Source organism: Mycobacterium terramassiliense, assembly GCF_900157385.1.
In the GTDB taxonomy this organism is placed as follows: domain Bacteria; phylum Actinomycetota; class Actinomycetes; order Mycobacteriales; family Mycobacteriaceae; genus Mycobacterium; species Mycobacterium terramassiliense.
The window spans coordinates 1,027,336-1,040,231 of sequence record NZ_LT717701.1 but is presented as its reverse complement, the minus strand read 5'-3'; the positions used below and the strand labels follow the sequence as shown (position 1 = coordinate 1,040,231).

The 12,896-nt window shown below is 63.9% G+C and carries 9 protein-coding genes and 1 pseudogene; 6 read left to right on the top strand and 4 right to left on the bottom strand.

What is annotated here, in order from left to right; all coding sequences use genetic code 11:
- Nucleotide 1 precedes the first annotated feature (1 nt).
- Together MTAB308_RS19600 and MTAB308_RS19595 are read right to left on the bottom strand one after the other, a co-directional pair.
- The gene (locus tag MTAB308_RS19600; protein WP_077101386.1) at nucleotides 2-871 is read right to left on the bottom strand and encodes an MlaE family ABC transporter permease; all 870 of its coding nucleotides are present in this window, start codon (nucleotides 869-871) and stop codon (nucleotides 2-4) included.
- A gap of 889 nt (nucleotides 872-1,760) precedes the next feature.
- Complete coding sequence (locus tag MTAB308_RS19595) at nucleotides 1,761-1,991, bottom strand: deoxyribodipyrimidine photolyase (protein ID WP_066916218.1); 231 nt, start codon at nucleotides 1,989-1,991, stop codon at nucleotides 1,761-1,763.
- A gap of 159 nt (nucleotides 1,992-2,150) precedes the next feature.
- Between MTAB308_RS19595 and MTAB308_RS19590 the strand changes: the two genes are divergently transcribed.
- Entirely contained in the window at nucleotides 2,151-2,915 is a 765-nt protein-coding gene (locus tag MTAB308_RS19590) for a DUF4383 domain-containing protein (RefSeq protein ID WP_083746595.1), read from the top strand.
- 307 nt (nucleotides 2,916-3,222) lie between these two features.
- On the opposite strand, the gene MTAB308_RS19580 is transcribed toward MTAB308_RS19590, so the two are convergent.
- Both MTAB308_RS19580 and MTAB308_RS19575 read right to left on the bottom strand, forming a co-directional pair.
- Nucleotides 3,223-3,984, bottom strand: coding sequence for a DUF732 domain-containing protein (locus MTAB308_RS19580; RefSeq protein ID WP_066916161.1), 762 nt, complete (start codon nucleotides 3,982-3,984; stop codon nucleotides 3,223-3,225).
- A gap of 314 nt (nucleotides 3,985-4,298) precedes the next feature.
- Complete coding sequence (locus MTAB308_RS19575) at nucleotides 4,299-4,634, bottom strand: PE family protein (RefSeq protein WP_077101382.1); 336 nt, start codon at nucleotides 4,632-4,634, stop codon at nucleotides 4,299-4,301.
- Nucleotides 4,635-5,827: 1,193 nt separating this feature from the next.
- Here MTAB308_RS19575 and MTAB308_RS19570 point away from each other — a divergent pair.
- The 5 genes and pseudogenes from MTAB308_RS19570 to MTAB308_RS30615 all read left to right on the top strand — a co-directional run.
- The gene (locus MTAB308_RS19570) at nucleotides 5,828-6,568 is read left to right on the top strand and encodes a thioesterase II family protein (protein ID WP_066916165.1); all 741 of its coding nucleotides are present in this window, start codon (nucleotides 5,828-5,830) and stop codon (nucleotides 6,566-6,568) included.
- Between the two features lie 53 nt (nucleotides 6,569-6,621).
- A complete protein-coding gene (locus MTAB308_RS19565; RefSeq protein ID WP_066916167.1) occupies nucleotides 6,622-6,864 on the top strand; it encodes a hypothetical protein in 243 nt (80 codons plus the stop codon).
- 196 nt (nucleotides 6,865-7,060) lie between these two features.
- On the top strand, nucleotides 7,061-8,809 hold the full coding sequence (locus MTAB308_RS19560) for an AMP-binding protein (RefSeq protein WP_077101380.1): 1,749 nt from the start codon (nucleotides 7,061-7,063) through the stop codon (nucleotides 8,807-8,809).
- The gene (locus MTAB308_RS19555; protein WP_245831452.1) at nucleotides 8,806-12,492 is read left to right on the top strand and encodes a type I polyketide synthase; all 3,687 of its coding nucleotides are present in this window, start codon (nucleotides 8,806-8,808) and stop codon (nucleotides 12,490-12,492) included. Before MTAB308_RS19560 ends, MTAB308_RS19555 begins: the two co-directional genes overlap by 4 nt.
- Nucleotides 12,493-12,507: 15 nt before the next feature.
- Nucleotides 12,508-12,885, top strand: a pseudogene (locus MTAB308_RS30615) (KR domain-containing protein); the annotation flags it as partial.
- Nucleotides 12,886-12,896 lie beyond the last annotated feature (11 nt).

The following is a 12,896-nucleotide window of genomic DNA, read 5'->3' as shown; positions in this document are numbered from 1 at the left end:
GTCACAGTCCCGTCCTGGGCGACAACATGACGTAGAGCTGACTGACGACGACGTTGACAATCATCAGAAGCAGGATCGCTTCGACCACAGCAGCATTCACCGAGTTCGCGACGCCCGTCGGGCCGCCTTTGGTGGCCAGGCCTTTATGGGATGCCACGATGGCCACGATGGCGCCGAACATGACGGCCTTCAGCAACGCCAGAATCATGTCGTCGGTTGTCGCGAACGAAGCGAACGTTGTCACGAAGCTGCCGGGCGCACCGTTCTGGAAGTACACGTTGAACATGTAGCTCGCAAAGAATCCGACGAAGCACACGACTCCGGTGAGCGCAAAGGCGATCATGATGGCGGCAGCGAAGCGCGGTACCACCAGGCGGCGAATGACCGACACGCCCATCACCTCCATGGCGTCGGTCTCCTCGCGCATGGTCCGCGAACCCAGGTCGGCGGTGATGGCCGACCCAACCGCCGACGCCATGAGAACGGCGGCCACGAGCGACGCTCCCTGCCGGATGACCGCGAGTCCGCTCGCCGCGCCGGCGAGTGAGGTGGCACCGACCTGGCCGGCCAGCAAAGCGAACTGGATTGACAAGGTGACGCTGATCGGCAACGACACCAGAATTGTCGGCAGCACTGCCGCCCCAGCCATGAACGCGCCCTGCCTGACGAACTCTTGCCATTGGAATCGGCCGGTCGCGAGATCGGAGAAGAAGTACTGAACGGTGCGTACGGCAAGCACGAACTGTTCACCGACAGTCGCGAGGGAGGCGAGCGGGTGGCGTTTGACGTATCCCGTGGCCCAGTCCCGGATCGCATCCGCGCCATCGTTGGCGCATTCGACGTCAGGCGCCAGTTCGTGGGGCGTGGTCATCGAATCGAGGCCGTCAGCTCGTCAAGCAAACCAACATCACCGATCATCGCGTAGCAGCAACCACGATCATTGGTGACCTTCCACGATTGATTTCCTCAATGCCGAGTGACAATTTCTCGAGCGCCGAGCAGAAGAAATTCAGGCGCCATCGCGCAAAACTTGCCCGAGGCGGTGCCATCACGTTCCGTGACTCTGCAGCTCAATCGGATACGCGGTAACACGCTAGCCTAGTCGATAAGCACTATCAATAGCACACAGACAATCGCTTACACCATCATTCGATGCCAAAATTATTATCGATTTGTAAGACTTTGCCCACGCCTCATGCCGCAACCCAGCAAACGCGAGTTCATAAGTCGCCGGCCTGGTACGTTGAGCTATTTGACAGATCGGAGGGGCAGCAGATCGGATTTTTCGCCCAACGCGGACCCGCCGCCTGCCGGCGCGCTGGATGTGGTCATCCCGAAGTTGCGCCCGCAGCAGTTATGGCGCAAGCGTGCCGAGCGGGCGTTGACCTCGGTGGCGGCAACCTGCTACCTGCTCGGTGTGTTTACGGCGATCGAGCGAACCCTGACACCACGCTTCTGGACTTGCCCGGCGCCTTAACTCGGACAGTCCCGGAAGTGCGTCGATGTCGGGGTGCGTCCAGACTCAGTGCTCCCCTCCCGCAACCACCGCGGGCGAAGTTCTAGTCCATTTCAAAACTGACCCACTACCAAGCCGGGCACAAACGTGACCATAAGTGTTGTCATTGCGGGCTGGAATCGACCTCCGGGTCACCCGGCCGACACGTGACGAAAACTGCATAGCCCGTGAGCTTCCGCCGCCCGAGGCCACGTCGATAAGGCCGCCTGAACTGATCGGGAGGGCTCTCCGAGCCAAACGCAGGTCACGACTTCTTCGACGGAATGACGATGACGACGATCAGCGTCAGGATCGAGAAGAACAGTCCGAGAATGCCCCAGCCGAGGGCGCTGCGACCCTTCATGCCGGCGATGAGGGCGCACACGATGGCGGCGATGATGCTTCCGATAGCGACGAAGATGCCTTTGATTCCCTTGAGGATGATGCCCGCGGCCTCGGGTTGTTGTGCCGCGGCAAGGACAACGCTGTGCAACATGATGCCTCCTTCGTGAACGACACAGTCGCGGGTGCGCCGGTCTGACTGCATAGATACCCAGGCGCGCGAGCAACCAAGCCAGGCGCAAAGACCGCGGGAATAGTCCGTCCGGCAGCGGGTAGTCGATACGCGGAAATTGTTGGTGCTGGAGGTCGCGCGATGCCGATTACGGCGGGACACGTTCCCGGGTTGACGTCGGGACTGCGCAGGGTCCCGATGGACCCGGGGCGATTCCATAGCGGGCGTTGGTTCCTTTTGGTCGAGGGCGCCCTGGTGAGCGTCTTCGGCATCGCCGGGCTGGTCTCGGCGGCGCTACATCCGCATGCCGGACCCACCGGCGCCCCGGTTCTCGGCCTGACAGCGACCCCGCTGTACAGCGGGATGCTGCTGGCGTTTGGCGTGGCGGCCATGGCGTGTTCCCAGAATCGCCGCGCGGCGATAACCGTGACCGCGCTGAGCGCCGTGGCCTACACCATCTTGCTGTTCATCAGCAGTGTCGCCACGGCGCGCGACAAACCGACGCCGCTGGGTTTCCACGCCGCCGAGGTTCTGCTGCACGGTGTGCTGGCGGTGGTCAACCTCGCGCTGCTGATGTGGCTGATTCCCGACGAGTTGGGAGACGAGATCTGGGCGCCGCGCAGGCGCCGCGGCCGCTCCCGGCGACAACCCTCGACGCCCGAAGCTTCCACCGGGCAGGCGCCCGTACCCCTGAGCACACGTGCGCAGGAGTCGGGCGTCGATTCACGGCCACCCCGCGAGAGCCGGGAGACAGACGAGCCGCCGGCGAACGAGGTTGAACCGCCAACAGACGTGCAGCCCCTCGCCGCTCGGGCAACGACTCCGGCGCTGCCACGCGGCGCTGTCGTGGCCGCCGCGCTCCTGCTGGCCGTCGTCGGCGTCGTCATCTGGATACGCCGCCGCTGATACTGGCAGCAACTTTCAAGGTTCCGCGGAGACGCAGCCGACTAGCATCGATCTTGGTTGGTCGTAGCACTTGCCGAGCCTCGGATGCGGAAGTTTGTCGCGGTTTCAGTTGCCGTTGGGGCTTTGATGCTCAGCGGGGACGTTGCGCACGCCGGCACACCGTCGCCGACGCCCAGACCGCCGCCGGGCGCACCGAAGTGCCTGACATTCGGCGGCCAGCCTCCGCAGCTCAACTACCTGCCGTGCGGCTGGACGACGGATGGCAAGCGATGGACGCCGCCGCCACCCCCACCCGACCCCTGACGGATCACGGTTGGCCCGGGAGAGCGGGCAGGCCGTCTTTGATGTTTTGCAGATCGCCCTGGATGCCCTGTAGGTCACCCTGCACGGCTTGCAGATCAGAGAGACTCTTCTGGAGGCCCGGCTGCAGCTCCCCCGGGCTTGCCTGTTCGTACTGAGGGCAGTACGAGACGACGGCGCCACCCACGAAGTTCGCGCTTTGGTTGGCGTCCCATATCGTCGATCGCTGCACGAAGCGGATGGCCTCGGCGAAATCGGGTTGTCGGCTCAGGAAGTCGCAGACTGCGTGCCCATGGGCCGTCACGTATTCGGGGCTGGGAACCGGCACGCCGTCGTGTTTCAACGCGCCGATGAGCGCCCTGTCGACGATGTCAAGCTGCGGAGCCTGAGCCGCGGGCGCGGCGGGGACGGGTCGCACGCTCGACGGCGGCGGGACTGCCGCCGGCTCGGCCGCCGGCTCGGGGTGGTGGGCCCCGGACATCACCACCACAGCGGCGGCACCGGCGATCAGGGAGAGCGGCAAGGCCGCGAGTAGGCCGAAACGACGCGACACACCCTTGCGGCTGAACGGCGCGTTGCGACGGGTTGCGCGCTGCGGCGGGGGGTCGGCAAGTACCTGGGTCGCGGGTGCCTGCGGGCGGTGGCCCAGCCGCTCGTCCAGCAGTTCGTCGACCTCTCGGATCGACGGCTGGGAGCCCCGCTCACCGACCGATCGGCGCTCGAGAGCGATGCGCCGCAATTCTGAGTCGATCGTCTCGCGATCGCGCATATCAGCCAGTCTGATGGTGCGACGACGTTCTCACAAGCGGCGGCCGGTACCAGCCAACAGGCTGGAGGTGAAGTTCGTCGGGACTTGAGCCCCGAAGATCGAGTTGACGACGTGTTCGCCAGTGCCAAACATCAAGTTCCCCCGTTGAGGCCGCGGTTCAGCGCGCCGTTCAGCGCAGCAGTGGTGCCAAACACCGCCTGCTCGAGCGCGAGCTCGGTGCCCACCAATGTTTGATTGAACCCGAGTTCACCGTTGACCAGGTTGGTAGTGCACCCAATCTGAACCCGCTCGATCTCGATCTGAATCTGCTCGATCTAGGTGAGTGCAGTGTTGACTGTGTTCGAGCTGGCGCTCGCCATGGTCTGCGCGGAGTTCGCGTCAGCGGCGGCGTACGTGTTGGCTCCTGCCGCCAACATTTGGACAAATTGGTCGTGGAACGCTACCGCTGACGCACTGAGCTGCTGATAGCGCGTGGCGCAGTGAGAAAACAGCGTGGCAATCTGCGTGGAGACCTCATCGGCCGCCGGCGGCATTACACCGGTGATCGCTGATCCCGCCGTAGTGTTCGACGACGTGATGACCGAGCCGATGTTTGCCAAATTTGTTGCAGCATCAGCTATTTGCTGCGTTGCAGCAACGAGGAACGTCATCCGTGCCTCCCATGCTCGTCCTGCGCCGACCGCAAACTATGCTGCCACGTCTTTGGCTGCACCGGATAATCGTGATGCCAGTTACTTCAAAGTGAAATAAACATGGTCGTTGTTCGCGTCGATGACGGGTAGTCAACGTGGGTAGCGACAAGCACGGGGGTCGGAATGCGATACTTCATATACGAAATAATTTGTGGCCGAACACAAATGGCCCACTGCAGGCAATCGGGCCGGTGCAAGGCCCGGCTAGCGCCCGCGATCGGCGTCAAGTGGGGCTCACGTAGACGTGACCGGCACTCTGCGCAAACTTCTCCGCCCGGCCCTGAGCCGGATCGAATCCAGGCGCGGTGCCCGGGTTTCGAGAATCGCGGCGTCTTGGTCAGGCAGAGGGTCATGTCGTACCGCCACGATCACGTAAGCAATTGTGGGCCAACAGATTCCGTGATCACTGCACCCTTATTCTGCTGAGCCGCGGCCCCTGACGGTTAACCCCATGCACCAGCAAAAATCGCATCAACCAACCGCGGCCAATTGCGATAGTGCCGCGAATGAGTGCCCTCATTTCGATAGCTGCATAAATGGTTGGAGCTCACGTGTTTAATGCGAACGGCATTTGTTCTAATCCTATGCAGAATGGCGTGGAAGGAGGCGGCAAAATCGCCGTGTGGGATTTCCGGATTCGAGGTCGCCGGCGCGGTCGGGTCATGACCGACAGCTGGCCGCTCGTCAAGCGAATTCCCGGGACGACGGGCGTCTGACCATTAGCTCGGATCGTCTTTGGATCCAGCAACGGGCTCCGAGGAGGCCGGGACACCTTGTTGTTGCGGGCCGGCATCGCCATGCACCGGGCAGTTCGGATCAGGCTTGGAGCCGCTGGACACCGAGAAGCAGAAGCAATCCGGATGGATCCGTTTGTTGCAGTCGCTACATATGGTCAGGCGGGATCGTCCGATGGGTTTGCCGCAGGCCACGCAGATTGATTTCGGTGAGGCCATCGCCGCCGCTCCCCACTGTCGACTTCGTGCGAGACTCCCGTCGATTCTCTCGCGATTCAGCCGTCGCCGCTCCGGAAATGGCCGAATCAATTCGCCTCGGTGAAAGCGTCGTCCCCCGGCACTCCGTTCAACGACGCGTCGGTCCGGGGGCGGTCAGATCGAAACCAAACGGCGAGCGCACTTGGATAGGCTTGCCCAGTGGACGAGCGCACCGACCGAGCTAAGGACGAAGCGCAGCTGGCGCCAGCGACGCTCTACATATTTCCTCATGCTGGCGGGTCTGCGACCTTTTACGCGCCCTTCGCCAAAGCGTTCTCGGCGGATATCAGGCGGGTCGCCGTGCAGTACCCGGAGCGGCGCGAACGGGGCCTCACGCAACTGATAAGCATCCCCGACCTAGCCGACAAGATCTTCACCATGATGGCACCGTCGGCGGACGCCGACGGTGCGGCGGCCTTTTTCGGGCACAGCATGGGCGGACTCGTCGCCTTTGAAGTGGCGCTGAGATTCCAGTCGGCGGGACATCCCATCGCCGCCCTGTTTGTCTCGTCGTGCGCCGCACCGGGCCACATCCGACACAAGGAGCTCCAGGGATCCGATCATGACATCTTGAGCTTGGTTGCCAGAGTGGCCGGCACAACCCCTGAGCTCCTGGCCAACGACGAATTCGCATCGAGGATGATGCCAACGCTGCAAAGCGTCCGCACCATCGCGGGTTACACCCGCCCGCCGGAAGTGACGGTGTCGTGTCCGATTCACGCATTCGTCGGCGACAACGACGTCATCGTTGCCCAGGAGAACATGATCGCTTGGTCCGAGCGCACCACCGACGAGTTCTCCATCCGGGTCTTCCCCGGCGACCACTTTTACCTCAACAACAACCTGCCTGCCCTGGTGAGGGACATCGAGGGCAGGACAGTCGAGCCGCACCGACCATAGTTAGCCGAAGAGATCGGCGTCGGCGAACCCGTGGACACGCGGATGGGCAGCCCATGCAGGAACCGCCGCGCACGGAGCGGTACGCCCGCTCGAAATGGACCGGCCTCGCCATCCTGTCCTCGTTTGCTAGCCATTCGGCCACCTGGACTACTGACTTATTGTCAATTTCAAGCAAAATTATTTTCGATTTCAAGCAATTTTACTTTCATTTTCAAGCAATTACCGCCTGCGATCAGGAGTTGTTCACCTACAAACGGTTGATGCCGATCAGGATCGCCCACGGATCCGCGTTGTGAAACGCCGCGGATTTCCGAAATCGCACCATTTCCTTCTGAAGGATCGCTTATTTTCTTCCGGAGACTGGTTGTCTGGGCCCCACCTAGCAGGTGCCGCGGCCACGGGCGTTCCACGTGACGCGCAAAGCCGCCCGAGAGGCGGGACATACAGGGCGTGCCCACAATGAACGCCGACAGCGAATATGGAAGGCAAGGGATGGTGCAAACCGACTCGTCCATCGTCGCTCTGCTGCGGGAGCGGGCCGACCAACAGCCGGATGCGTTGGCGTTCACATACATCGACTACGAGCATGACCAGTCCGGGTTTACTGAAAGCCTGACATGGTCACAACTGTTCCGGCGCGCTTGCACCGTTGCTGAAGAGCTCGCACTGTGCGGGTCGCCGGGCGACAGGGTCGCGATTGTCGCCCCCCAGGGACTGGAGTACGTCGTCGCATTCCTTGGGGCGCTTCAGGCTGGCCTCATCGCGGTTCCACTCTCAACACCGCAATTCGGTGTTCACGACGACCGGATTTCCTCCGTGCTGCGGGATTGCAACCCGGTCGCCATTCTGACGACTTCCGCCGTTGTTGGCGAGGTGACGAAATATGCCGGCGGACACGAGGGTTGGCCGACTCCGTTCGTCATCGAAGTCGACCTGCTCGACTTGGATTCGCCGCGCGAACTGCCTCCACTAACCCATTCCCGTTCCGGACCGGCCTATCTTCAGTACACCTCCGGCTCGACCCGCACACCGGCCGGTGTTGTGGTCACCCACCAAAACGTGATGGCGAATATGACGCAGTTGATCTCCGACACTTTCGAGGATCACGGCAACGCAGCGCCGCCGGACACCACGATCGTCATATGGCTGCCCTTTTACCACGACCTGGGTCTGATGAGCGGCATAGCACTCCCGATAGTGGCGGGACGTCGCGTCGTATTCATGAGTCCGATGGCGTTTCTGCAGAAGCCGGCCCGGTGGATGCAGTTGGCGGCCCGCAACACTCGGACCTACACTGGGGGCCCCAACTTCGCCTATGAACTGGTTGTAAGACGTACCACCGACGAGGATATGGCCGGGCTGGACCTGGGGCACGTCCACACGTTCGCCTTCGGTGCCGAACGCGTCCACGCGGCTACGCTCAAGCGTTTCATCGAGCGCTTCGCCCGGTTCAACCTGCGCGACACCGCGTTGAAGCCGGGGTATGGACTCGCGGAAGCGACGGTGTACGCGGCGTCGAATCCGCCGGGGCGGCCGCCAACAACCGCCCGATTCGACTACCAGAAGCTGTCGGCCGGCTATGCGCAGCCATCCGGTGACCAGGTCGGTGTCGATCTGGTCAGCTGCGGCGTACCTCGTGCTGTCACAGTGCGGATCGTCGACCCGGAGACCCGAGTCGAGAACCCCGCCGGCAAGGTCGGGGAGATCTGGATCCACGGCGACAACGTCGCCGACGGTTACTGGCGAAATCCGCATGCGTCGGCGCACACGTTCGGCGCGGAGCTGCTCGACCCATCGCTGGAGACCGCGCGGCGGCCGTGGCTCAGAACCGGCGATTTGGGCTTCTTCTCCGACGGCGAACTGTTCATCGTGGGCCGCATCAAAGACCTTCTCATCGTCGATGGGCGAAACCACTCACCCGATGACATCGAGGCGACCATTCAAGAGATCACGGGAGGCCGCTGTGCGGCGATCGCTGTACCGACCGACATCAGCGAACTACTGGTGGCGGTCATTGAACTGAAGAGCCGCGGAACCGCGGAGGAAGCCACCGCCAAACTTCGGTCGGTGAAGCGCGAAGTCACCTCGGCGATAGCGAAAGCACATGGCCTGCGCGTTGCGGACCTTGTTCTGGTGGCTCCTGGTTCGATTCCAATCACTACAAGCGGCAAGATCCGGCGTTCAACCTGCGTCGAACGGTATCGGAGCGACGGGTTCGAGCGCCTGGACCTGACGGTATGACGTCAGGCATCGGTAGCGAAGCCGAACTCCGCCACTGGCTGGTCGACTACTTGGTCACCAATATCGGCTGCACGCCGGATGAGGTTGACCCCGATCTGTCACTGGCGGACCTCGGAGTGAGCTCGCGCGATTCGGTCGTGCTTTCCGGTGAGTTGTCAGAGTTGCTGGGCAAGAGCATCTCTCCGATCGATTTCTGGGAGCACCCGACGATCAACGCGTTGGCCGCCTACCTCACCGCACCCGAGCCCGAGCCCGAACCCGACCCCGCTCCGAAGCGTGGGGCCCCCAACTCGCTCGACGAGCCGATCGCTGTGATCGGAATGGGGTGCCGGTTCCCGGGGATCTCGGGGCCTGGGGCGTTGTGGCAGTTCCTCTGCGAGCGCGGCTGCTCGATTGGCCCAGTGCCGCCCGAACGGTGGCGGCCATTCGCGACCGGCTCACCCGAGGTGGCAGCAGCGCTGGCCCGCACGACTCGCTGGGGATCATTCCTGCCCGACATCGACGCCTTCGATGCGGAGTTCTTCGAGATCTCGCCCAGCGAAGCGGCCAAGATGGACCCCCAACAACGCCTGCTGTTGGAAGTGGCCTGGGAAGCGTTGGAGCACGCGGGAATTGCGCCCAGCACGCTGCGCCGGACGCAGACGGGAGTATTCGCCGGGGCATGCCTGAGTGAATACGGGGCTATCGCTTCCAACGATTTCTGTCAGGTCGACGGTTGGAGCAACACCGGCGGCGCGATGAGTATCATCGCCAACCGCCTTTCCTACTTCCTTGACCTGCGCGGCCCGTCGATGGCCGTGGATACCGCCTGCTCGTCCTCGCTGGTGGCTATTCATCTGGCCTGCCAAAGCCTGCGGACCGGGGATTCCCATCTGGCGATCGCGGCCGGTGTGAACCTGTTGTTGTCCCCGGCGGTATTTCGCGGCTTCGACCAAGTCGGTGCATTGTCTCCGACGGGTAAGTGCCGCGCGTTCGATGCGGCGGCCGATGGGTTTGTGCGCGGTGAGGGCGCCGGGGTGGTGGTGCTCAAGCGGCTCGCCGACGCGGTGCGAGACAGGGACCGCGTATTGGCGGTGGTGCGCGGCTCCGCGGTCAATCAGGACGGCCGCTCCAACGGCCTGATGGCTCCCAACCCGGCGGCTCAAATGGCGGTGCTGCGCGCCGCCTATGCCAACGCGGGGATGCAGCCGGGCGACGTGGATTATGTCGAAACGCACGGGACCGGAACGTTGTTGGGCGACCCGATCGAAGCGCGCGCTCTCGGCGCCGTGCTGGGTCGCGGACGTTCCGAGGAGTCCCCCCTACTCGTTGGTGCGGTGAAGACGAATCTCGGACACACCGAGGCGGCGGCAGGGATCGCGGGCTTCATCAAGACGGTGCTGGCGATGCAACATGGCCAGATCCCGCCGAATCAACAATTCGAGAACCCGAACCCGCATATCTCCTTTGCCGACTTGCGGATGAAAGTCGTTGATACACAGATTGACTGGCCGGACACAGGCCGCTCGCGCCGGGCCGGGGTTTCCTCGTTCGGATTCGGTGGGACGAATGCGCATGTGGTGGTTGAGCAGGGTCAGGAGTTGGCGCCTGTGGTTGGGGGTGGGTCCGATGGTGGGGTTTCGGTGTTGGTGGTGTCGGGTAAGACATCCCAGCGGGTGGCCGCGACGGCGTCGGTGTTGGCCGAGTGGATGCAAGGTGCTGGGGCCGGGGTGGGGTTGGCGCAGGTGGCCCATACGGTGAATCATCACCGTGCCCGCCAGGCCAGGTTCGGCACCGTGGTCGCCCGCCACCGCGCCCAGGCGCTGGCCGGGTTGCAGGCGCTGGCCGCGGGCCAGCACGCCCCCGGGGTGATCGGCCCCACCGACAACGTGCCCGGGCCCGGCACGGTTTTTGTCTACTCGGGTCGGGGGTCCCAATGGGCCGGGATGGGCCGGCGGCTGTTGGCCGACGAACCCGCCTTCACCGCAGCCGTGGGCGAGCTGGAGCCGACCTTTGTTGCCCAGGCCGGGTTTTCCCTGCACGACCTCATCGCCGGCGGCAAGGAGCTGGTCGGTATCGAACAGATTCAGCTCGGCGTGATCGGCATGCAGCTGGCGCTGACCCAGCTGTGGCGCTCCTACGGGGTGCACCCCGATCTGGTGATCGGGCACTCCATGGGCGAGGTGGCCGCCGCGGTGGCCGCCGGGGCGCTCACCCCCGCCGAGGGACTGCGGGTCACCGCGACCCGCTCCCGGCTGATGGCACCGCTGTGCGGTCAGGGCACCATGGCCCTGCTCGAACTCGACGCCGCCGCCACCCACGAACTCATCGCCGGGCACCCACACGTGACACTGGCGATCTACAACTCACCGCGCCAAACCGTGATCTCCGGGCCCGTCGATGACATCGAGGAATTGATCGCTCAGCTCCGCGCACAGAACCGCTTCGCCAGCCGCGTCAACATCGAAGTGGCCCCGCACAACCCGGCCATGGACGCCCTGCAGCCTCAGATGCGCTCGGAACTAGCCGACCTCACCCCGCGCACACCGGCCATCCCGATCATCTCCACCACCTATGACAACCCCGACACCGGGCCCGTCTTCGACGCCGCACACTGGGCCACCAACATGCGCAACCCCGTGCACTTCCAACAAGCCATCACCACCGCCGGAACCAACCACCACACCTTCATCGAAATCAGCCCCCACCCCCTGCTCACCCAAGCCATCCTCGACACCCTGCACACCGCCCAACACGGCACCACCTACACCAGCGTGCCAACCCTGCACCGCGACACCGACGACACCATCACCTTCCGCACCAACCTCTACACCACCCACCACTGGACCAACACCACGAGCGCAGCGCGGCAAGTGTCAGATATCGAGCACCACAACGGTTCTCCGTCCACAACTGCGGCACCATCCGAGCGCCTGGACGGCGAACATGACGGCTGGTGCTATGCGATGACCTGGCCGGCGAAGCCCCTTGCCAGTGCGAAGTCCGATACCGATGCCGCCGGAGGTCGCTGGTTGGCGGTGGGCCATGCCGAGCTGGCCACGGAGCTACGCTGGCTCGCGGGCCCGCAATCGCGTGTCGACGTCGCAGATGCCTCGCTCCTCGATGAAGAGACGTCGCTGATCCATGCGCTCAATGGCATCGATCGTGTGTTGTACACACCGTCCGACTTAGGGACGCTGTTCGATCTCGAGACGGCGTATCGGCTGTTTCACGAGGTGCGCATGCTGGCCGCCGCGATGGTGGCGGCCGACATGCCGGCCAAGTTGTTCATCGTGACCCGCAACGCCCAACCCGTCGCCGAAGGCGACCGCGCCAACCCCGCGCACGGGGTGCTCTGGGGCCTGGGACGCACCCTGGCCCTGGAACACCCCCAAATCTGGGGCGGCATCCTCGATTTCGATGCCTCCGTGCCCCCCGAGCTGGTCGCGGCGCAGGTGCTCAGCGAGGCGACTAACACCGACGGCGAAGACCAGGTCATCTACCGCCGGGGCGAACGGCTCGTGCCCCGGCTGCACCCGCGCACCCTGCCCGCCGAACCGGTCACGCTGGACGGCAACGCCTGCCAGCTCGTCATCGGCGCCACCGGCAACATCGGACCACACCTGATCCGCCAACTCGCCACCATGGGCGCCAAGACCATCATCGCGGTATCACGCAAACCCGGCCTGCGGCTGCAGGCGTAAACGGAAAGCCTCGCCGCCCAGGGCACGATCCTGGTCACCGTGGCCGCCGATGCGACCGACGAAGCCGCTATGAGCGCACTGTTCAACCAATTCGGCGGCGATCTACCACCGCTGGAAGGCATCTATCTCGCCGCCTTCGCTGGCCAACCCGTGCTGCTCAGCGAGATGACAAACGACGACGTGATGGCGATGTTCGCACCCAAGGTCGACACCGCGGCGCTGTTGCACCGGTTGACCCTGAAGACCCCGGTGCGCCACTTCGTGCTGTTCTCCTCCATCTCAGGACTGACCGGCTCCCGCTGGCTGGCCCACTACACCGCCACCAGCGGCTACCTCGACGCCCTGGCCTACGCACGCCGCGTCATGGGCCTACCCGCCACCACCATCAACTGGGGATTATGGAA

Bases quoted from the DNA above. Each gene is read 5' to 3' on its own strand.
- MTAB308_RS19600 (WP_077101386.1), bottom strand. From the start codon at position 871: ATGACCACGCCCCACGAACTGGCGCCTGACGTCGAATGCGCCAACGAT.
- MTAB308_RS19595 (WP_066916218.1), bottom strand. From the start codon at position 1,991: ATGTTGCACAGCGTTGTCCTTGCCGCGGCACAACAACCCGAGGCCGCG.
- MTAB308_RS19590 (WP_083746595.1), top strand. From the start codon at position 2,151: ATGCCGATTACGGCGGGACACGTTCCCGGGTTGACGTCGGGACTGCGC.
- MTAB308_RS19580 (WP_066916161.1), bottom strand. From the start codon at position 3,984: ATGCGCGATCGCGAGACGATCGACTCAGAATTGCGGCGCATCGCTCTC.
- MTAB308_RS19575 (WP_077101382.1), bottom strand. From the start codon at position 4,634: ATGACGTTCCTCGTTGCTGCAACGCAGCAAATAGCTGATGCTGCAACA.
- MTAB308_RS19565 (WP_066916167.1), top strand. From the start codon at position 6,622: ATGCAGGAACCGCCGCGCACGGAGCGGTACGCCCGCTCGAAATGGACC.
- MTAB308_RS19560 (WP_077101380.1), top strand. From the start codon at position 7,061: ATGGTGCAAACCGACTCGTCCATCGTCGCTCTGCTGCGGGAGCGGGCC.
- MTAB308_RS19555 (WP_245831452.1), top strand. From the start codon at position 8,806: ATGACGTCAGGCATCGGTAGCGAAGCCGAACTCCGCCACTGGCTGGTC.